19 protein-coding genes are annotated in these 20,916 nt (G+C 64.2%); 16 read left to right on the forward strand and 3 right to left on the reverse strand.

Annotated elements, in window-relative coordinates; all coding sequences use genetic code 11:
* Window positions 1-121: 121 nt before the first annotated feature.
* The 6 genes from ACX80C_RS16580 (at window position 122) to ACX80C_RS16605 (ending at window position 8,056) form a co-directional block, all read left to right on the forward strand.
* Window positions 122-1,225, forward strand: a complete 1,104-nt coding sequence (locus tag ACX80C_RS16580) for a polyprenyl synthetase family protein (RefSeq protein ID WP_459327565.1) — start codon at window positions 122-124, stop codon at window positions 1,223-1,225.
* 308 nt (window positions 1,226-1,533) lie between these two features.
* On the forward strand, window positions 1,534-2,889 hold the full coding sequence (phnA, locus tag ACX80C_RS16585) for a phosphonoacetate hydrolase (RefSeq protein ID WP_459327566.1): 1,356 nt from the start codon (window positions 1,534-1,536) through the stop codon (window positions 2,887-2,889).
* Window positions 2,890-3,096: 207 nt separating this feature from the next.
* A complete protein-coding gene (locus tag ACX80C_RS16590; protein WP_459327567.1) occupies window positions 3,097-4,311 on the forward strand; it encodes an MFS transporter in 1,215 nt (404 codons plus the stop codon).
* A gap of 43 nt (window positions 4,312-4,354) precedes the next feature.
* Window positions 4,355-5,446, forward strand: a complete 1,092-nt coding sequence (locus ACX80C_RS16595) for a zinc-binding dehydrogenase (protein WP_459327568.1) — start codon at window positions 4,355-4,357, stop codon at window positions 5,444-5,446.
* A gap of 78 nt (window positions 5,447-5,524) precedes the next feature.
* On the forward strand, window positions 5,525-6,979 hold the full coding sequence (locus ACX80C_RS16600) for an aldehyde dehydrogenase family protein (protein WP_459327569.1): 1,455 nt from the start codon (window positions 5,525-5,527) through the stop codon (window positions 6,977-6,979).
* 90 nt (window positions 6,980-7,069) lie between these two features.
* Window positions 7,070-8,056, forward strand: a complete 987-nt coding sequence (locus tag ACX80C_RS16605) for a LysR substrate-binding domain-containing protein (protein WP_459327570.1) — start codon at window positions 7,070-7,072, stop codon at window positions 8,054-8,056.
* Here ACX80C_RS16605 and ACX80C_RS16610 read toward each other — a convergent pair.
* Genes ACX80C_RS16610 through ACX80C_RS16620 form a run of 3 tightly spaced genes read right to left on the reverse strand, consistent with a single transcriptional unit; the run spans window position 7,977 to window position 9,550 of the window.
* Complete coding sequence (locus tag ACX80C_RS16610; RefSeq protein ID WP_459327571.1) at window positions 7,977-8,450, reverse strand: HIT family protein; 474 nt, start codon at window positions 8,448-8,450, stop codon at window positions 7,977-7,979. The genes ACX80C_RS16605 and ACX80C_RS16610 overlap by 80 nt on opposite strands.
* Complete coding sequence (locus ACX80C_RS16615) at window positions 8,447-8,875, reverse strand: hypothetical protein (protein WP_459327572.1); 429 nt, start codon at window positions 8,873-8,875, stop codon at window positions 8,447-8,449. The genes ACX80C_RS16610 and ACX80C_RS16615 overlap by 4 nt, the downstream gene beginning before the upstream one ends.
* A 36-nt stretch (window positions 8,876-8,911) precedes the next feature.
* A complete protein-coding gene (locus ACX80C_RS16620) occupies window positions 8,912-9,550 on the reverse strand; it encodes a trimeric intracellular cation channel family protein (RefSeq protein WP_459327573.1) in 639 nt (212 codons plus the stop codon).
* Window positions 9,551-9,619: 69 nt separating this feature from the next.
* Between ACX80C_RS16620 and ACX80C_RS16625 the strand changes: the two genes are divergently transcribed.
* The 10 genes from ACX80C_RS16625 (at window position 9,620) to ACX80C_RS16670 (ending at window position 20,908) form a co-directional block, all read left to right on the forward strand.
* On the forward strand, window positions 9,620-10,318 hold the full coding sequence (locus tag ACX80C_RS16625) for a sirohydrochlorin chelatase (RefSeq protein ID WP_459327574.1): 699 nt from the start codon (window positions 9,620-9,622) through the stop codon (window positions 10,316-10,318).
* A gap of 119 nt (window positions 10,319-10,437) precedes the next feature.
* Window positions 10,438-12,171 (forward strand): nitrite/sulfite reductase, encoded by a 1,734-nt coding sequence (locus ACX80C_RS16630; RefSeq protein WP_459327627.1) that lies wholly within the window; start codon window positions 10,438-10,440, stop codon window positions 12,169-12,171.
* Window positions 12,135-12,917 carry a phosphoadenylyl-sulfate reductase gene (locus tag ACX80C_RS16635; RefSeq protein WP_459327575.1) on the forward strand — a complete coding sequence of 261 codons (783 nt, stop codon included), beginning with the start codon at window positions 12,135-12,137 and terminating at the stop codon, window positions 12,915-12,917. The genes ACX80C_RS16630 and ACX80C_RS16635 overlap by 37 nt, the downstream gene beginning before the upstream one ends.
* Window positions 12,914-13,996, forward strand: a complete 1,083-nt coding sequence (gene cysD / locus ACX80C_RS16640) for a sulfate adenylyltransferase subunit CysD (protein WP_459327576.1) — start codon at window positions 12,914-12,916, stop codon at window positions 13,994-13,996. Before ACX80C_RS16635 ends, cysD begins: the two co-directional genes overlap by 4 nt.
* Entirely contained in the window at window positions 13,996-15,384 is a 1,389-nt protein-coding gene (locus ACX80C_RS16645) for a sulfate adenylyltransferase subunit 1 (protein ID WP_459327577.1), read from the forward strand. The genes cysD and ACX80C_RS16645 overlap by 1 nt, the downstream gene beginning before the upstream one ends.
* Complete coding sequence (locus tag ACX80C_RS16650) at window positions 15,374-16,558, forward strand: ABC transporter substrate-binding protein (RefSeq protein ID WP_459327578.1); 1,185 nt, start codon at window positions 15,374-15,376, stop codon at window positions 16,556-16,558. Before ACX80C_RS16645 ends, ACX80C_RS16650 begins: the two co-directional genes overlap by 11 nt.
* Entirely contained in the window at window positions 16,555-17,271 is a 717-nt protein-coding gene (locus tag ACX80C_RS16655) for an ABC transporter ATP-binding protein (RefSeq protein ID WP_459327579.1), read from the forward strand. The genes ACX80C_RS16650 and ACX80C_RS16655 overlap by 4 nt, the downstream gene beginning before the upstream one ends.
* Complete coding sequence (locus ACX80C_RS16660) at window positions 17,261-18,202, forward strand: ABC transporter permease (protein WP_459327580.1); 942 nt, start codon at window positions 17,261-17,263, stop codon at window positions 18,200-18,202. Before ACX80C_RS16655 ends, ACX80C_RS16660 begins: the two co-directional genes overlap by 11 nt.
* The gene (gene cobA / locus ACX80C_RS16665) at window positions 18,199-19,452 is read left to right on the forward strand and encodes a uroporphyrinogen-III C-methyltransferase (protein WP_459327581.1); all 1,254 of its coding nucleotides are present in this window, start codon (window positions 18,199-18,201) and stop codon (window positions 19,450-19,452) included. The genes ACX80C_RS16660 and cobA overlap by 4 nt, the downstream gene beginning before the upstream one ends.
* On the forward strand, window positions 19,439-20,908 hold the full coding sequence (locus ACX80C_RS16670) for an FAD-dependent oxidoreductase (protein WP_459327582.1): 1,470 nt from the start codon (window positions 19,439-19,441) through the stop codon (window positions 20,906-20,908). Before cobA ends, ACX80C_RS16670 begins: the two co-directional genes overlap by 14 nt.
* Window positions 20,909-20,916 lie beyond the last annotated feature (8 nt).

The raw sequence follows: 20,916 nt of genomic DNA on the forward strand, positions 1-20,916 counted from the left end.
TAGCGCCTACCGGCCCCCCAACTTTCGCTGGCGCTCAAGTAGGGGCCCTGCCGATAGCGCCTACCGGCCCCCCAACTTTCGCTGGCGCTCAAGTAGGGGCCCTGCCGATAGGCTTAGCACCATGACGGATTCCTCCCACAGCAGCTGGACCAGCGCCGGCCATCCGCGTCCGATCGTCGACGAGATGGACACCTCCACCGGCGTCATCGCCACAGGTCTGCGCCTGCCTGCCGGATTTGCGCTCATCGCGGAGGATCCCCAGCTCGGTCCGGCAGTGTCAACGTGCCTGGCGAAGGTCGAGAAGCAGCTGCGTGAGGCGATCGCCAACTCCGACCCGCTCGCCGACGCAACGTCCCGCCACCTCGTCGAAGCCGGCGGCAAACGAATCCGGCCGCTGTTGACCATCCTTGCATCCCACCTCGGGAACGCGACGAGGCCGGAGGTGGTGGTTGCCGCCGTCGTCGTCGAACTGACCCACCTCGCAACCCTTTATCACGACGACGTCATGGACTCCGCACCCTACCGCCGCGGCGCGCCGACCGCTCACGAGGTATGGGGAAACTCCGTTGCGATCCTGACGGGAGACCTGATCTTCGCGCGGGCATCCATCCTGGTCTCCGAACTGGGAAGCCGCGCCCTCGGGATTCAGGCCCGTACTTTCGAGCGGTTGTGCCTTGGGCAGCTGCATGAAACCGTCGGGCCGCAGGATGGCGAGGACCCGGTAGCGCACTACCTTTCTGTCATCGCTGACAAGACCGGTTCGCTGGTCGCAGCCTCGGGTCAGCTTGGCGCGATCTTCGCGGATGCGCCGGCGTCAGCTGTCGACGTCATGGTCTCGTACGGCGAGAAGGTAGGCGTGGCTTTCCAACTGGCCGACGACGTTATTGATGTCACCGGGCTGAAGGTGAAGTCCGGCAAATCACCCGGTACAGATCTGCGGGAAGGCGTCCCCACACTCCCCGTGCTGCTACTGCGGCAGGCGGTTGCTTCCGGCGACGAATCCGCAGTGCGGGTGCTCGCCCTGGTGGACGGCGACCTCACCTCGGATGAGGCACTGGCAGAGGCGGTCTCTGCCCTTCGAGGGCACCCGGCAACCCAGGAGGCCTGGGCGGTCGCGCAACAGTGGGCCGACGACGCCGTCGCCGCGTTGGACCCGCTTCCGGACACCACTGTCAAGCAGGCGCTGGCGAGCTTCGCGCAAGCTGTGGTGAGCCGCGACGTCTAACACATCGGGACATCATCGGCGTCGGGAGTAACCGGTCCGGTCGGGTAGCTAACGGCTACTGGGCGATCGGCTCGCCGGAGATCCCAGCAGAAACGCTGGTTTCAGCGCAGTAGTCACCAGATGCCCGGCTCCGTATCAGGAGCCGGGCATCTGGTTTATCCGAGGTGAGGGGCACATACCAATCCTTGATAGCCCTCATAGCCCGAAAGTGTGTTCTCGGATGGGCATTCCGGACTAATCATGGAAGGAAGAAGGTTTGCCAGGACTTTAGGCACACCACCGCCCCTACCGACAAGGACAGGAAACTCATGAGCTCCACAGAATTCGAAGTCAACGGCCGCAGCTATGCCGTTGGTTCCGCGCCCGTCGTCGTCATCTGTATCGACGGCAGCGAACCTGAGTATCACGAAGCCGCCATCGCGGCCGGACAGATGCCCTGGTTGAAAGGCATTCTCGCCGGGGGCGGGTCCTCCTGGCCGGCACACTGCGCCATGCCGGCACTGACGAACCCGAATAATATGTCCATCGCAACCGGGCAGCCTCCGGCGGTGCACGGTATCAGCGGGAACTACTTCTACGACCGCGAGACGGGCGAGGAAGTCCTCATGAACGACGCCAAGCTCCTCCGGGCGCCTACCTTCTTCGCGGCCGCGGCCGAAGCGGGACACAGCGTTGCGATCGTCACCGCGAAGGACAAGCTGCGCCGGCTGCTCGGTGCGGGCATCGTACATGCAGGGCTCGCAGTCGACGGCAGCGGCGGGTACGTCGAGCCTCAGAACCGGGGTATCTGCTTCTCGGCAGAGAAAGCCGATCAGGCAACCGTGGAGGAAAACGGAATCGAGAATGCTCTCGACTTCGTGGGCCTTCCGCTTCCCAGCGTCTACTCAGCTGACCTGAGCGAGTTTGCCCTGGCCGCGGGAGTGAAGATCCTCAAGGACAGCCGGCCGGACTTCATGTACCTGTCGCTCACGGACTACATCCAGCACAAGAATGCGCCGGGCACGGAAACCGCCAACAGCTTCTACGCCATGATCGACTCCTACGCCCAGAAGCTGGATGAAGAGGGTGCAGTGGTTGTCATCACTGCTGACCACGGCATGAGCGCCAAGCATCACGACGACGGAACCCCCCGCGTGATCTACCTCGAGGAAGAGGTCAAGTCCTTCCTCGGAGTCGCCGACGACAGCGAAGACGTACGGGTAATTCTGCCGATCACGGACCCCTACACCGTCCATCACGGGGCTTTGGGCGCTTTCGCGAGCGTGTACCTCCCTGAGGGTGCAGACGTTGAGGCCGTGATCCGCCACGTGGAATCGATCGACGGCGTGGAGAAGGTTTACGCTGCGGACGCTGCCGTTGAACAGTTCCGGCTGCCCAAGGACCGGATCGGCGATCTTGTTGCAGTTTCGGACAAGAACGCTGCGCTTGGCCGCTACCGTGCCTGGCACGACCTCGGCAACCTCGAAGTACCGTTGCGTTCGCATGGCGGCCTCGGCGAACTGCGGATCCCGTTCATCATCAACCGCACACTGCCGGTCCCCGAAGGTACGGAGTCCGTCTCCTACTCCGGTGACGAGGCAGCACTGCACAACTATGACGCCTACTGGGTGGCCACCACCCACGTCGCCAGCGCTGCAGTCGAGACACAAACCGTCACCGTCTAGACCACGCGCACCAACAGCACCAGCTGAGCTGTTCACCCGCCCACCGCGGGTGAACAGCTCGGGATCACCGCACCAGACAATCCAAAATTCAAGGGAATGGTTGAGTCAATGGCGACAAACCAAGGGATTTCAAGCAAAAACACAAATCTAGAGCAAGTATCTGAAGGCCGATTCCGGAAGCTTCAATGGAGAATCCTGCTCGCGGCAATGTTCTGTTATCTGTTCTTCTATACGGGCAGGCAGACCTTCGGGTTCGCGATACCAGGCATCGAAGAGGAACTCGGACTCACGAAGACGACCCTCGGTCTGATCAGCGGTATTGCGCTGTGGTCCTATGCCGTTGGGCAACTCGTCAACGGCAACCTGGCCGACAAATTTGGCGGCCGACGCATGATGACCGGCGGCGCGATCCTCTCCACCATCCTGAACTGGGCCACCAGCTTCGCCGGCGGCGCGTTCTCCCTCGGCGCTGCTTGGGGCGCGAATAACTTCGCGCAAGCGATGGGGTGGGCACCTGGCGGCCGGGTCATCTCCAACTGGTGGGCACCCCACGAGAGGGGCAAAAGCTTCGGCTTCTATACCCTCGCCGCAGGGTGCGCTTCGGTTCTGGCCTTCGTCACGTCCATCCTCGTGGTGGAAGTGTTTGAGCTGGACTGGCGCTGGATCTTCCGGATTCCCGTCATCCTGATGCTCGTCGGCGGCATCACCTTCTACCTTGCCGCCCGGGATACGCCTGCGGACTACGGAGTCAAACCTCCCCGCAAGTTCACCGAGGATGAAGAACACACTTCCGGCCAGCTCGATGGCAGTGAATCAGAGTCGGGTACGTCGTGGCAGCGCTATAAGGCCGTACTGAAGACGCCGAAGATCTGGTCGACCGGCATCTCGATCGGCTTCCAGAACACCGCACGGTATGGACTGCTCATCTGGGTTCCTGTTTACTTCCTCGGCGGCGATTTCAAATCCGGAAGCTCCGTGATCGACCCCATCTGGATCTCACTGGCACTCCCTGTGGGCATGGCCGTTGGAGCCTTCACGAACGGCCAGCTCTCCGACCGGTTGTTCGGTTCGCGGCGTGATAAGCCGATTATCATCTTCATGCTTCTGGGTGCCGTTGCCGTCATGGTCATGTACCTCGTACCCATGGGTGCTCTGATGGGTATCGTGGTCCTCTTCATCGCAGGATTCCTTGTCTACGGACCTGCGGCCTCGTTCTGGGCGCTTTGCCCGGACATCATGGGGAAAAAGATGGCGGGTACCGCAACCGGAGTGGTGAACTTCTTCTCCTACCTGTTTGCAGGACTCGGAGAGCCGATCATCGGTGGAATCATGGAGTCAACCGGTGAAACCAGCGTGATCTTCCCGATCGTGGCCGTCGCATGCGTGCTCAGCGCTACGGCAGCTACGACTATCCGCCGGTAACAACTTTGAAAGTGGCAGTGACTAAAAGATGAGTGTTGAACAGATGAGCAAGTCCACAGCCGTAGGTACAGCAACGGCGGCGGTCTGGAGCGGAACCGATTCCGGCTTTTCCATTGCGGAGGTCGATCTTCCGGAACTCGCACCCGGCGAGGTTCTCGTGAAGATTGAATCGGCAACTGTGTGCGGTAGTGACCTCCACACTATTGCCGGCCACCGGCCAACTCCGCTGCCGACCATCCTGGGTCATGAGGCGATCGGCAGCGTGGTGGAAACCGGTGGTCCTGTGCTGACCTCGTCGGGCTACCCGCTGGAGGTGGGCCAGCGCATCACCTGGACCATCGGAACCTCTTGCGGGGAGTGTCGCAACTGCACCCGCGGCGTTCCACAGAAGTGTGCTTCCGTGCAGAAGTACGGGCACGAGAAGATGGACGGCCACTGGCAGCTCAACGGAGGGTTCGCCACACACTGCCACCTGTTGGCCGGCACCGGCGTGGTTGTTCTTCCCGACGGGCTGCCGGACGAACTTTCGACTCCAGCGAACTGCGCCACTGCGACCGTCGTCGCCGCGGCGCGGCGTGCAGGGCTGCGGACCGACGACGTCGTGGTGGTGCTTGGCTGCGGAATGCTCGGCCTGACGGCTGTCGCCTACGCGAAGGACAAGGGTGCGGCGAAAGTCATCGCCTGCGACGTCAATGAGGCCAGGGGTGCTTTGGCGCGGCAGTTCGGTGCGGACGCCGTCTGCACACCGGAAGATCTCGCCCGCACGGTTGATGAGGTTTCCGGGGGCATCGGCGCTGATATCGTCTTCGAGCTTTCCGGCAACAGCCGCGCAGTGCAGTCGGCTCTGGGCCTCGTCGGCATTGACGGCCGGGTTGCCCTGGTGGGCTCCGTTTCGCCGGCACCGGAAGTCAGCTTCGAACCGAGCGGATTCGTCAAGAACCTCAGCACCGTCATCGGTAGCCACAACTACAAGCTCGACGACCTGGTCGAGGCGATCGACTTCCTTACCCGGGTACCAACGAGGAACCTGTTCGCTGACCTGGTTCCAACGCGGTTCGAGCTCAAGGACATCAACGAAGCAATCGCAGAAGCAAACCTCGGGACGGCTCCCCGTATCGCAATAACCATGCCCTAGAACCCCCGGTGTCGCCGCTGTTGGCGCGCGGCGACACCGGTCACCACCCTCAGCAACGCAATCACCGAGAGGTTCCTCGTGCTAGACATCCAATCGCATCACCTGCAGAACTACGTAAACGGGAGCTGGAGCCCCGGCGCAGCCGGGGAGACCCGCAAGAACCTCAACCCCGCCGACGTCAACGACGTCATCGGGGAGTTCACCGAGTCCGGGGAAAAGGACACCACTCTCGCCATCGATGCCGCCGCGGCAGCTTTCAAGGAGTGGGAAGCCCTCGGACCGATCAATCGCGGGGAGATTGTCAGGTCAGCAGCCGCTCTCATCGCCCAGCGAAGCGACGCCTTTGCCCAGGCGATCACCAGGGAGCAGGGGAAGCGGCTTTCCGAGGCTGCGGGCGAAGTAAAGCGTTCCCTGACCATCCTCGACTTCACTATCGGCGAAGCGCGCCGCCTGAACGGCATCACCACACCGGCCGAGGAACCGAATACCATCGCGATGACGTTCCGCCGGCCCATCGGCGTCGTCGGTCTGATCACGCCATGGAACTTCCCACTCGCGATCCCGGTGTGGAAGGTCGCGCCTGCGTTGATCGCAGGATGCACGGCGGTGCTGAAGCCATCGCCGCTTACACCCCTGGTTTCGGCGCTGTTGGTGGAGGCGTTCGCGGACGCTGGAACGCCTGCCGGTGTACTCAACCTCATCCAGGGCGACCGCGAGGCCGGTGAGCAGCTGGTTAACGACGAACGCGTAGCAGGAATCTCGTTCACCGGGTCGCTTCCCGTGGGTCAGGCGATCAACCGGGCGGGCGCGGGACGCCTCATGAGAACGCAGCTCGAGCTGGGCGGGAAGAACGCACTGATCGTTCTGGACGATGCTGACCTTGACGCGGCCGTCGATGCCATTGTTCACGGCGCCTTCGGGCAAAGCGGCCAGCGCTGCAGCGCCACCAGCCGCGTGATTGTCGACGTGGCCGTGAAGCAGCAGCTCCTGGAGAAGCTTGTGCCCCGGGTCGCCGCGATGAAGATTGGCCCCGGGACCGCGGAATGGTCCGACATCGGACCGGTTATCAGCGAGACCAGCCAGCGGGCGTGCCTGAACGCGATCGAAGGAGCGGTGAAGGAAGGGGCCACAGTTCTCTGCGGCGGCGGTGCACCCGAAGACCATCCGGACGGCTACTTCGTGAACCCCACGGTGCTGGACAACGTGGGCTGGAACAGCACGATCGGCCAGGAAGAAGTCTTCGGCCCAGTGCTGTCGGTGATTGACTGCGACGGCTTCGACGACGCAATGCGGATCTCGAACTCAGTAAAGTACGGCATGTCCGGAACGATCTTCACGCAGAACCCGTCGCGCATGTTTGAGGCAATCAACAGGTTCGACGCCGGTATGCTCCACGTGAACAGGCCCGGCGTCGGTGCCTACTCGCACCTGCCGCACATGGGGGCGAAGGCCTCCCAGCTGGGAGCACCTGAATGTTCACCCGAGGTGTGGAACTTCTACACCGACCTACGTTCGGCCTGCATCCGCTACTAGCATGAGGGGCCACCGGCCATGCCGGTGGCCCCATACTTCTGATTCGCACGAAGTGGCCGGGTAACCTGCGTCAACTGCCACAATGGGGTAATGGAATTGAGTGTGCAGCGGCTCGGAGTACTGCTCGAGGTGGTGGAGAGCGGAAGTTTCTCCGCGGCGGCCAAGAAGCTGTACATGAGTCAACCCTCGGTATCGAACCACGTTCGGAGCCTCGAAGCATCGCTTGGCGTAAACCTCATCAACCGGGCAACCTCAGGTGCCACTCCCACGCCGGCCGGTGAGGTAGTTGTCGGGTACGCCCGCCAGATCTTCCAGCTGCTGGGCAAGATCGAGGAGGACGTTGCCGGCGTCGAGAATCTCCTGAGCGGCAAGATTGTGGTCGCCGGGACCACCACCATCGGAACGTATCTTCTGCCCCAGATTGTCGCCCGGTTCGGACGCATTGCACCGGGAGTCCGGACGGAACTGCGGGTGGGCAACGAAGAGGCAGTTGTTGCCTGGCTGCTGAAGGAAGAGGTGGGGCTGGCCGTCTGTGGCGGTGAGCCGCAGGCGGAGCAGTTGAGCGTAACTCCCGTATTCGGCGATCCTTTCGTTCTTGTCACCACTGCCGACTCCGAGTTCGCGGGGCGCTCGGTAAGCCCGCAGGAACTGATTCATCAGCGCTTCCTGATGCGGGAGGTGGGTTCCGCCACAAGGCACCTTCAGGAAGAGATTCTCTCCTCGTGGGAACTCCGCGGGGTGGAGCAATGGGACATCTGGGGTCCGAATACCCTCACGGAATCCGTCCGGGCAGGTCTCGGAGTTGCACTCATGTCCCGCCATGCCGTTGCCACCGAACTTCAAGCCGGCGTGCTGGAGTGCATCGACGTCTCACCCGCGCCACCGGTCCGACAGGTTTCACTGGTACGAAAATCCAGCCGGGCAGAAACGTCAGCTGAGCGGGCCTTCGCCGACCTCATCCGCACATTGGGAACGTGGCCGGAGCCCGAGGTAGAACTCAGGAATCCAGTGCAGCCCGAAGCTCCGCTGCTTTCCGCGCCCGCACCGCCGGATCCACGATCGGACGCTTCGGCGTGAAGTAGAAGCCGTCCTTGTGCCACCGGGGAAGTATGTGCTGGTGGTAGTGCCACACGTGCTGGCTGCCTGCCGGCTCGTTGTGCTGACGGGTTGAAACGCCGTCCGGGTTCCAGGCGCGCTTGATGGCGATCGCCATGTCGCGGCTGACGGTCATGATGCGGCCGGCGACGTCGTCGGGCAGTTCATACAGCAGTTCGTAGTGCGCCCGCGGCGTCACCAGGACGTGGCCGGGGTGGGGTTCAAACCCGTGGGAGGCGATGAACGCCAGGACAAGTTCATCGGAGTAGATCAGGTCGCCGGGTTCGCAGAGGTTGGACGCGAACGCGAACTCACCGGAGGCGAGATCGCAGAACGGGCACTCGTACCCCTCGGGGGCGTGGCGGACCCAGTTCATTCCGCCTCATCGTCGTCAACAAACACCCACTCGAACATATCCAGCATGAACTCGCTGAAGGTGCCTTCCTCGTTCTTCCAGGAGGCGCGCGCATTGTTTCGGCGCCACACGATGGGATCGGGGACGTTCAGCTGGTCAGCGCGGATGCCCCACACGAACTTCTCGTCCACGTCTTCCATGAAGAGGAGATAGCCGTCCTCGATCTCAAGCTCGTCCGGGTCCCAGACGTAGTGGAAGGCTTCCATGATGTCCTCGGCTGCACCGACGGCGAGGTAGAACTCGAGCAGGGCCAGCGGAAGCGGGAAGTCCTGGTCCTGACGTAGTTCCGCCAGTTCGTTTTCGGAAAGCCCGTCTTCAGCGACCCAGGGCTCGTCGAAGTAGGTGGGCACGAGGGCGCGGAATTTATCCAGGAACAGCTCGGTCACAGTGGCTCCAGGTGAAGGTAGGGGGATACTGCAATCCTATCCCTCCCGCGGGGGCCTGAATTGCCGTGGCACCCGTGTGGCCAGCGGTGCCTGCCAGCCGGCACGCCACGCCAGGACGCGCAGCAGGAATACCAGGCCCGCGACGGCCACGCCGGTCAGCACGTTGAACCAGTCCAGCTTCGCAAGGACCACGGTCAGGGCGGCGCCGAGGAATGCGGGAAGGGCATAGATGTCGCCCGGATTGAACAGTTGTGGAACCTCATTCGCAACGACGTCGCGCAGGAGGCCGCCCCCGACAGCGGTCGTCACGCCGAGCAGTACCGCCGCCACAGGGTTCAGGCCGGCATCAACAGCTTTCAGCGCACCGACGATGCAGAAGAGAGCCAGCCCACCGGCGTCGAACAGGACCAGGAGTTTGCTGACCTTCTCAAGCCGGGAGAACAAGAAGTACACCAGCGACGTGGCCAGGAGTGGCGGCGCCAGGTAGAGCGGATTGGAGAAGGCCACGGGCACGACGCCGATGATTACGTCCCGTGCCACGCCGCCACCCAGGGAAACCAGCGAGGCCAACAGCAGCGACCCCACGAGATCAAAGCCTTTGCGTGCAGCCAGCAGTGACCCGGACACCGCGAAGAAGAAGACGCCGAACAGGTCGAGGATCAGCGCGGCGTTCATGGGATCTTTCGTTCGGGGGTGCGGGACACAACTGTCAATTGTGGCCTAGCGGGTGCTTCAATTGCCAGCATGCAGAGTTTCGAGCATCCAGTCCTGGTTGCCTGCTCCCATGGCACCAGCAGCGTGGAGGGACAGGCAGCCGTCAATCGCATGCGCGATGAGATGCGGTTCCTGAGGCCGGAGTTGGACATCCGCGAAGCCTACGTTGACGTCCAGCAGCCTGACCTTCCGGACGTGGTGGCTGCCCTTCCGGACGGCCCAGCGGTCATCGTACCGCTGCTTCTGTCCGTGGGTTATCACGTGAAAGTGGACATCGCCCAGGCCGTTGCCGGCCGCCCCGGAACCGTTGCCTCAGCGCCTCTCGGACCGGACCCGCGGCTGGCGAAGATGCTTCAGCAGCGCCTGGAAGAAGCGGGCGTGGAGGCGGGTGCCGCCGTCGTACTGGCCGCTGCTGGCTCGTCGGATCCTTCCGCGGCCGAAGACGTGGGCAAGCTTCTGGAACAGCTCGCCGAACTACGCACGGGCCAGGTCCTCGCGGGTTACGGGGCGAGCGCCAGGCCCTCGGTGCCCAAGGCGGTTCAGCAACTGCACGACGACGACGGCGCCGCGCCCGCAATCGCCTCCTACCTCCTGGCGCCGGGCTACTTCCATGACCAGCTCGCGAAGGCGGGTGCGAGCCTAGTGACGGCACCGCTCCTTCCGGACGCGGTACTCGCACAGATCGCGCTGGACCGCTACGACGAAGCCTGTGCCAAGCTCGACGCGTGAATTCTTGTCAAGGTCCTGACCCGATTGTGACGTGAGGTGTCGTCACGTGAACGGGTGTTGCCGGACCTTTGATGGGGTTCAGGAGCCGGTCCTACTGTTTTTACATGACGAGTTCAGTCGTGACCGACGCCGCCCAGGCCAACGCTTCCGCGCGAACCAAGCCTGCGCGGGCAAACAGGCCTGCAGCCAAGCCGCATGGCCAGTGGAAGGTGGACGGCACCACTCCGCTCAACGCCAACGAAACCTGGAAGCAGGAGGACAACGGACTCAACGTCCGTGAGCGGATCGAGCAGATCTACTCCAAGAACGGTTTCGAATCGATCGACGGCACCGACCTCCACGGGCGTTTTCGCTGGTGGGGCCTGTACACGCAGCGCCGGCAGGGGATCGACGGCGGCAAGACCGCCACGCTTGAGCCGCACGAACTCGAAGACAAGTACTTCATGCTCCGCGTCCGCATTGACGGCGGCGCCCTGACCACGCACCAGTTGCGCGTCATCGGCGAGATCTCGACGGAGTTCGCACGCGACTCGGCGGACATCACGGACCGCCAGAACATTCAGCTCCACTGGATCCGTGTCGAGGATGTCCCCGAGATCTGGAACCGGCTGGAAGCCGTGAACCTCTCGACCACCGAAGCGTGCGGTGACGTTCCCCGCGTGATCCTCGGCTCGCCGGTAGCCGGGATTGCCAAGGACGAAATCATCGATCCCACGCCGCTCATCCACGAACTGAGCGAGCGGTTCATCGGTGACCCCGAACTGGCGAACCTGCCCCGGAAGTACAAGACCGCGATCACCGGCCACCCCAGCCAGGACGTGGTCCATGAGATCAACGACTTCGCACTCGTCGGCGTTGTGCATCCGGAACTCGGAGCAGGGTACGACCTGTGGGTTGGCGGCGGACTTTCCACCAACCCGCGTCTGGCCGAACGCCTCGGCGTGTTTGTTTCCGCCGACGTCGCAGCCGAAGTATGGCTCGGCGTCACCAGCATCTTCCGCGACTATGGCTACCGCCGCATGCGCACCAAGGCCCGCCTGAAGTTCCTCCTCAATGACTGGGGGCCGGAGAAGTTCCGGCAGATTCTGCAGGACGAGTACCTTGGCTTTCAACTGCCGGACGGTCCGGCCGCGCCGAAGCCACCAACACCCGGCGACCACGTGGGCATCCACGAACAGAAGGACGGCAAATTCTTCATCGGCGTCGCGCCCACTGTGGGCCGCGTCTCCGGAACCATCCTGACGTCCCTCGCGGACACGCTCGAGGCACACGGCACCACGCGCCTGCGCACCACCCCGCACCAGAAGCTGGTGATCCTCGATGTCGAGAAGGACCACGTGGAGCCGCTTGTCACTGAACTGGACGCACTGGGCCTCTCCGCCCGGCCGTCACTGTTCCGCCGTTCCACGATCGCGTGCACCGGCATCGAGTACTGCAAGCTCGCGATCGTCGAGACCAAGGTCACGGCTGCCACGGCCATCGCCGAACTTGAGCGCCGCCTGGCCGACCTCGTTGACAACGGAACCCTGACGCAACCCATCGCCCTGCACATCAACGGCTGCCCGAACTCCTGCGCGCGAATCCAGACTGCGGACATCGGCCTCAAGGGCATGATGCTTCCAACGCCCGACGGCGATCCCACGCCAGGCTTCCAGGTTCACCTCGGTGGCGGGCTCGCGGACTCCAACCGCGAAGAGGCGGGCCTCGGCCGCACCATCCGCGGGCTCAAGGTAACCGTCGACAACCTCCCCGACTACGTCGAACGCGTAGTGCGCCAATACGCCGCCGACCGTGAGAACAACGAGACCTTCGCCGAATGGGCGCATCGCGCCGAGGAAGGAGTGCTGCAGTGAGTGAGTCCCCTGAGTTCACTGCCGCGTCGGATCAGACGCGTCTTCCCCGTCGCTCAGAAGAAGAGCTGCGGGAGCTTGCCCGGATCGGTGCCGAGGAACTCGGCTGGGATGCGGATTCCCGGGAGGTCATTGCCTGGGTTGTGCGGAACTTCGATGTTTCCCAGGCCGCAGTCGCCTGCTCCATGGCTGACGCGGTGCTTCCGCACCTGGTCTCACAGCAGTATCCCGGCATTGACGTCCTGTTCCTTGAGACTGGGTACCACTTCACCGAAACCCACATCACGCGGGACGAAGTCGCGGAGCAGCTCGACATCAACATCGTCAATGTCATGCCCGAACAGACGGTCGCTGAACAGGATGCTGAGTACGGCAAGGACCTGTTCGGCCGCGATCCTGCCCAATGCTGCGCGCTCCGGAAGATGAATCCCCTCAAAAAGGCCCTGTCCGGCTACGAAGCCTGGTTCACCGGCGTCCGGCGCGACGAGGCCCCCACCCGGACCAACACCCCGTTGGTGACCTGGGACCACGTCCACAAACTGGTCAAGATCAACCCGGTCGCTGCGTGGACCTTCGACGAACTGCTCGACTACGCCGGAGAGCACCAGGTGCCCGTCAACATGCTCCTCTCCAACGGCTACCCGTCGATCGGCTGCAAACCCTGCACCCGTCCAGTAGCCCCAGGAGAAGACCCACGAGCCGGCCGTTGGGCCGGCCTAGCGAAGACAGAGTGCGGAATCCACCAATGAGCCACACCACCCAAACCATTGAGGACGCAAGCGTGAAGACTGAAGGTGCCCCCCAAAGCGCAGAGGCAGCAAATGCCGGCCAGGGAGTGGCATCGGGCCTGTCGGAGCCGCGTGGCGGACTGATCGAAGATCAGCCGCGCGGCGAAGGGGCGGGGCCGGCATTTGCTGCCTCCGCGCCCACAGCGAAGCGGCTTTCCAGCCTCGACGCCCTTGAGTCCGAAGCGATTCACATTATCCGCGAGGTTGTCGCCGAGTTTGAGCGGCCCGCGCTGCTGTTTTCGGGCGGCAAAGATTCTGTGGTCATGCTGCACCTTGCCACGAAGGCGTTCTGGCCCGGGAAGGTTCCGTTTCCGGTGCTGCACGTCGATACGGGGCATAACTTCCCAGAGGTCATCGAGTTTCGCGACCGGACTGTCGAGCGGCTTGGCGTGAGGCTCGTTGTCGGGTCTGTGCAGGAGTACATCGACCGCGGTGAACTGCAGGACCGTGCCGACGGCACCCGGAACCCGCTGCAGACGGTTCCGCTGCTGGACACCATCAACGCCAATAAGTTCGACGCCGTTTTCGGCGGTGGCCGTCGCGATGAGGACAAGGCCCGCGCCAAGGAACGGATCCTGAGCCTCCGCGACGAATTCGGTCAGTGGGATCCCCGCAACCAGCGGCCTGAGCTGTGGAACCTTTACAACGGCCGTCACACAGTGGGCCAGCATGTGCGCGCTTTCCCGATCAGCAACTGGACTGAGCTGGATGTGTGGCGCTACATCGAACGCGAGAACATCGAGCTTCCGGGCCTTTACTACGCCCATGAACGTGAGGTGTTCCGCCGCGACGGGATGTGGCGTGCGGTCGGCGACGTTTCCCTGCCCACGGAGAAGGAAACCGTTGAAACCCGCACCGTCCGCTACCGGACCGTGGGCGACATGTCCTGCACCGGCGCCGTCGAGTCCGACGCCGCGGACGTGGCGGCAGTAGTACGCGAAGTAGCCCTCAGCACCCTCACTGAACGCGGCGCAACCCGGGCAGATGACCGGATTTCCGAAGCCGCGATGGAAGACCGCAAGAAAGACGGGTACTTCTAATGAGCACAGCAGTTCAGAGCACCACCGCAGTTGAAACAGCACTCGAGCACTCGACCCTGTTCCGGTTCGCCACGGCCGGTTCGGTCGACGACGGCAAGTCGACCCTCGTGGGCAGGCTCCTGCACGACAGCAAGTCGGTGCTGGCTGACCAGCTCGACGCCGTTGCCCGCACCTCAGCTGAGCGTGGTTTCGGTGGCGAACGCGGGGGGCTCGACCTTGCGCTGCTCACCGACGGCCTGCGTGCCGAGCGTGAACAGGGCATCACCATCGACGTGGCGTACCGCTATTTCGCCACCGCGAACCGCACCTTCATCCTCGCGGACACCCCGGGGCATGTGCAGTACACGAAGAACACGGTGACGGGCGCGTCCACGGCCGACGCCGTCGTCGTACTCATTGACGCACGCAAGGGCGTGCTGGAGCAGACCCGCAGGCACCTCGCGGTGTCGAGGCTGCTGCGCGTCGCTCACATCATCGTCGCGGTGAACAAGATCGACCTCGTGGACTACAGCGAGGCCGTCTTCCGTGATGTCGAGGCCCAGCTCAAGCAGGCTGCCCGCGAGCTGAAGGTCGACGAACCGGCCATCATCCCCGTTTCCGCCCTTGAAGGTGACAACGTGGTGGACCGGTCGGAGAAGACCCCCTGGTACAACGGGCCGTCACTGCTGGAAACCCTTGAGCAGCTGCCCGCGCTCGCGGATCTTGAGACGGACATCGAGGCGTTCCGCTTCCCCGTGCAGACGGTCATCCGTCCGCAGGGCGCGGTGGCTCCCGGGCTAGACGCGGAGGAGTACCGCGATTACCGTGGCTACGCCGGGCAGGTTGCTGCCGGCTCCATCCGCGTGGGCGACGCCGTGACGGTGCAGCCGTCCGGCCGTGAAACCACGGTGACCGGCATCGACTTTGCAGGTCAGGAGCTCGTTGAGGCTTTCGCGCCGCAGTCAGTGGTGCTTCGGCTCGCCGACGACATCGACATCGCCCGCGGAGACCTCCTCGCCGAAGCGGGACCCGCAGCAGCCCTTCCACAACCCACCCAGGACCTCTACGCAGCACTCTGTTGGCTGTCGCCGAAGCCGCTGAAAGAGGGCTCGCGGCTCCTCATCAAGCACGGCAGCAAGACGGTCCAGGGACTGGTTCGTCAGGTCATCAACAAACTGGATCTCTCCACGTTCGCCGATCAACCGGCGTCGGGCCTTGAGCTCAACGACATCGGGACAGTCCACATTCGCCTGGCAGCACCGCTGCCCGTGGACAACTACGTGAACTTCCGCCGCACCGGAGCTTTCCTGGTCATCGACCCCTCCGACGGCAACACCCTGGCCGCAGGCCTGGTGGAATCCGACCACCTGGAACTGGCGGCCCGCGAGGACGAACGTTATGACATATGACCGCCCCAAAGATTCCATCAACCGACCCGTCAACGAGAACCTGAACAAGCGCTCCTCCAGGCGCGGCTTCCTGCTCAAGAGCCGCGCGTTAGAGGGCGTCATCGCCGGATTCGCGGTGGTCGCCGTTGCAACCGGCGCGGCAATCGCCGCCTACGCCTCGGCTCAGTCAGCACCGGAACCAACGACGACGGCGGTCCCCGTCTCCGACGCCGAGGAACTTCGCCTGGGCTACTTCGGCAACCTCACCCATGCGCCCGCCCTCGTGGGGCTGGAGAACGGGTATATCGCCGAGGAACTGGGCGACACGAAGCTTTCCACCCAGCCCTTCAACGCTGGACCTTCCGCCATCGAGGCGTTGAACGCCGGCGCCATCGACGCGACGTTCATCGGACCCAACCCTGCCATCAACTCGTACGTCCAGAGCAAGGGTGAGTCCCTGCGGATTGTGGCCGGTGCAACCTCGGGCGGTGCGCAACTGGTGGTGAAGCCCGGCATCGATTCCCCCGAGGACCTTGCCGGTGCAACCCTTGCCTCGCCGCAGCTGGGCAACACCCAGGACGTCGCGCTGCGCGTGTGGCTCGACGAACAGGGCTACGAAACAACAACCGAGGGAGGTGGGGACGTAGCAATCATTCCCACCGAGAACGCCACCACGCTCCAGCTCTTCCAGAACGGCGACATCGACGGCGCCTGGCTTCCCGAACCGTGGGCTTCCCGCCTCGTGGTTGACGCCGGAGCTGAAGTCTTGGTGGATGAGGCGGAACTGTGGCCCGAGGGCAAGTTCGCGACGACGGTCCTCGTGGTGAACCGGCAGTACCTCGCGGAACACCCGAACCAGGTTAAGGCCCTCCTCCGGGCAGAGGAACGCGCCATCACCTGGCTGAACGAGAACCCGGAACAGACCCCGGACCTCATCAACGCCGGCCTCGAGGCGGCGAACGCCAAGCCGCTGGCCGCACCCGTCCTCGAACGCGCGCTGGAAAACGTCACGTTCTCCCAGGAACCGCTGGCTGATGCGCTCGGCCAACTGCTCAAGGACGGTGTCCAGGCCGGCACAACGGATGACGCGGACCTCGCAGGCATCCTTGACCTCACCCTGCTCAATGACCAACAGGTGGAAGCCGGGCGGCCGGAGCACGACGACGCCGGGCTCGGCGCAGGAACAGCACCGTGAACCCGCCCGCGCAGATCGAGATCTCAGGTCTTTCCAAACGGTTCGCCGCCGACGCGCCGCTGGTGCTCGACGACGTCAACCTTCGCGTCGCGCAGGGTGAGTTCGTTGCGCTCCTCGGCGCTTCGGGTTGCGGCAAGTCAACCCTGCTGAACCTGATCGCGGGACTGGAGGAGCCGACGTCGGGCAGTATCGCCTCGCCGAAGGCCGCGTTCATGTTCCAGGACGCCTCGCTCTTTCCCTGGTTGTCCGCCCAGGCGAACGTCGAGTTGGCACTGCAGTTGCGTGGTGCTCCCAGGACCGAACGGCGTACCGAAGCCGCACGGTTGCTCGAGCTGGTCCACCTCTCCGATGCCGCGCACAAGCGTCCGCACGAGCTGTCCGGCGGCATGCGCCAGCGGGTGGCCCTCGCGCGGTCGCTCGCCCAGAACCGCGACGTCCTCCTCATGGATGAACCGTTCGCCGCACTGGACGCCATCACGCGTGACCTGCTGCACGACGAACTGCAGCGGGTATGGCGTGAGACCGGCCGCACCATCGTGTTCATCACGCACAACGTCCGTGAGGCCGTCCGGTTGGGCCAGCGCGTACTGCTCATGTCTTCCCGCCCGGGACGAGTTGTTTCGGAGTGGGCCGTCGGAGAGCAGGATCCTGCTGCGCTGACCGCGGAAATCACCAGCGAGCTGCGGAAGGAGATCCGCCGCCATGCAGCCTGAACCAGCTCTCATCCAGCGCGAAGACGAGATCAACAGGGTCTCACAAACGCCGGCACCAACTACATTGACCGCTGAAGACGATCGCGCCCTCGAGAAGGGACTCGACGCCCTCCAGCAGGAAACCAGCGTCCGGTCCTCCTGGAAGGCGAGCATCACCAAGGCGCTCCTGCCGGTCGCAGCGCTGGCTGCCGTGATCTACGCCTGGCAGATGTACATCTGGATCGCACGCCCGCGCCCTGACCAGCTTCCCGGCCCCGCCGATGTCTTCGGAACCCTGGGCACGCTGTGGCAGAACGGCGAAGCGGTGGAAACGGTCCTGACCAGTCTGCAGCGCGGCGTCGTCGGCTTCGCGATCGCTGTGGTCATCGCCACGCCGCTCGGGTTGCTGTTGGCTCAGAGCAGGATTCTCCGCGGGGCATTCGGGCCGCTGATCTCCGGCCTGCAGGTGCTGCCGTCCGTCGCCTGGGTGCCAGCCGCCGTCATCTGGTTCGGGCTCAGCGATGCCACCGTGTACTTCGTAGTGCTTATGGGCGCCATTCCGTCGATCACCAACGGGCTGATCGCCGGCGTCGACCACGTTCCCGACCAGCATCGGCGCGTAGGCCACGTTCTTGGAGCAAGCCGATGGGAACTTGCCACTAGAATCATCCTCCCGGCCGCGCTGCCCAGCTACGTGTCCGGGCTGAAGCAGGGCTGGGCATTCTCCTGGCGTTCGCTCATGGCCGCGGAGATCATCGCCACGGGCGGCACGCTCGGGTTCGGCCTCGGCGCGCTGCTGGACCAGGGGCGTCAGTTCTCGTCGATGGCAACCGTGATCGCCGCGATCCTGCTCATCCTCTTCATCGGTATCGTGGTGGAACTGCTCATCTTCGGTCCGCTCGAACGCCGCCTGCTGCGCCGCCGCGGCCTGCTCATCGGAGGATCGCGATGACCTACCCCCTCGGATTGCAGTTACGTGGACGCAAGGTCCTCGTGGTCGGCGGCGGCCCTGTGGCCGCGCGCCGCATCCCTGCACTGCTCGACGACGGCGCCCTGGTCACCGTCGTTGCTCCTTACGCGTGTGAGGACATCAGCGAGCTCGCTGCCGCGGGTTCGCTGGAGTGGCTGCAGCGGGAGTACGCCCCCGCCGACCTCGACGGCGCCTGGCTGGTCCTCAGCCACTCCGGTACTCCCGCAGTGGAAGATCGGGTGGCCGCCGACGCCGATGCCGCCCGCGTCTGGTGCGTCAAGGGCGGTGATCACACGGCCTCCCGCGCCTGGGTACCAGCCGTGGCAAAGGTCGACGACGTGACTGTTGCAGTCAACACCAACGGTGATCCTAAACGGGCCGCCGCACTGCGCGACGGCGTCGCTGCCGCGCTGGACTCTGGTGAGCTCCCGCTGCGGCGCCACCGGCGTTCGTCTTCTGAAGGCGCGATCGGTTCCGTCGCTCTGGTGGGCGGCGGACCTGCCGACGCCGGCCTCATCACTACCCGGGGTCGCCGACTCCTGGCCATGGCCGACGTCGTCGTCGCTGACCGGCTTGGGCCGCGGGCGCTGATTCCCGGGCTGGGAGCGGATGTCCAGGTGATCGAAGTGGGCAAGCTCCCGGGCAACCACCCGGTGCCGCAGGACGAAATCAACCGGATCCTGGTCGAGCAGGCACTGCTCGGAAACCGCGTGGTGCGCCTCAAGGGCGGTGACCCGTACGTGCTCGGCCGCGGAGGCGAGGAAGAGGCTTACTGCCGCGACCACGGCGTGCCCGTGGAGGTTGTCCCCGGCGTCACTTCCGCTATCTCGGTACCTGCCGCCGCCGGTATTCCGGTCACACACAGGGGAGTGGCGAAGGGTTTCAGCGTCATCACCGGTCATGAGGACATCACGCAGCAGGCCGGGCTCATTCCGCCGGGCAGCGATCACACGCTGGTCCTGCTGATGGGGGTTTCGCTCCTGCCCCAGTCCGCGGCGTCGCTCATTCGCGGCGGCCGCAAACCGTCTACGCCCGTCGCCATCATCGAGAACGGGTGGATGGACTCCCAAAGGGTCACCACCGGAACCCTCGAAACCATCGCCGATCTCGCGGCAACGCAGGGGGTAAAGTCTCCCGCCGTCGTCGTCGTCGGTGATGTGGTGACGCTCTCCCCGCACTGGCAGCCAGCCGATCAAGCATCTCAAACTTCGAATTCGTATGAACAAGAATAGGAACACAGCCGTGTCGCAACCTTCCCCCTTCCCCCACGCCCGTGCCCTGCGCGTTGCCGTTGTCGGGTCAGGTCCTGCCGGTGTCTATGCAGCGGACATCCTCACGAAGAGCGAGGCCGTCAAGAGCGGTGCGCTGACCGTCAGCATCGACCTCTATGACCGCTACCCCGCGCCGTACGGCCTCATCCGCTACGGTGTTGCGCCGGACCACCCGCGTATCAAGGGCATCGTGAATGCGCTGCACAAGGTGCTCGATCGTGGCGACATCCGCTTCTTCGGCAACGTCGAGTACGGCACGGACCTCACCATGGAGGACCTGGCGGCCCATTACGACGCCGTCATCTTCGCCACCGGCGCGATCAAGGACGCCGACCTCAATATCCCAGGCATCGAGCTCGAGGGTTCCTTCGGCGGGGCGGACTTCGTGTCCTGGTTTGATGGGCACCCCGACGTGCCGCGGGAGTGGCCGCTCGAGGCGAAGGAGATCGCCGTCATCGGTAACGGGAACGTGGCCCTCGACGTGGCGCGCATGCTCTCCAAGCACGCCGAGGACCTGCTGGTCACCGAGATCCCGGACAACGTCTACGCCGGACTCAAGGCATCCCCCGTGACCGATGTGCACGTCTTCGGGCGGCGCGGACCGGCCCAGGTGAAGTTCACGCCGCTGGAGCTACGGGAACTGTCCCACTCGCGCGACGTAGACATTGTGCTCTACCCTGAGGATTTCGAGTTCGACGCCGAATCCGACCGCCAGATCCAAACGAACAACCAGACCAAGACCATGGTCGGCACACTGACCAACTGGATCGCGGAGCAGCCCGAGGATGTTTCCGAGCTCACTGCCTCGCGCCGCCTGCACCTGCACTTCCTGCACAATCCGGTGGAGGTGCTCGGTGAGGACGGCAAGGTTGCGGGTATCAAATTCGAGCGCACGGAGCTCGACGGCACCGGAAACGCCGTGGGCACCGGCGAGTTCATCGACTACCCCGTGCAGGCCGTATACCGCGCGGTGGGCTACTTCGGTTCGGCCCTCCCGGAGGTCGAGTTCGATCACCGCCGCGGCGTGATCCCGAACGACGGCGGTCGCGTCCTGGATGCCGCCGGCACCCACGTGCCCGGCGTTTACGCGACGGGCTGGATCAAGCGTGGGCCGGTCGGCCTGATCGGGCACACCAAGGGCGACGCGCTGGAGACCGTCACGTACCTGCTGGAAGACCTCGAGAGCCTGCCCGCCGCGGACGCGCCGGCGGAGACCGCCGTCGTCGAGCTCCTTGAGTCGCGCGGTGTGCAGTACACAACCTGGGAGGGCTGGTTGGCCCTCGATGCCCACGAACGCGGTCTGGGTGATGCCGTGACCGAGATCGACGGCGTGGTCCGGGAGCGGATCAAGGTGGTGCCGCGTGAGGACATGGTCTCCATCTCCCGCAAGGACACTGCCGGCGTGGAAGTGCGCTAACTCTTCAA

The organism is Arthrobacter tecti, assembly GCF_054511355.1.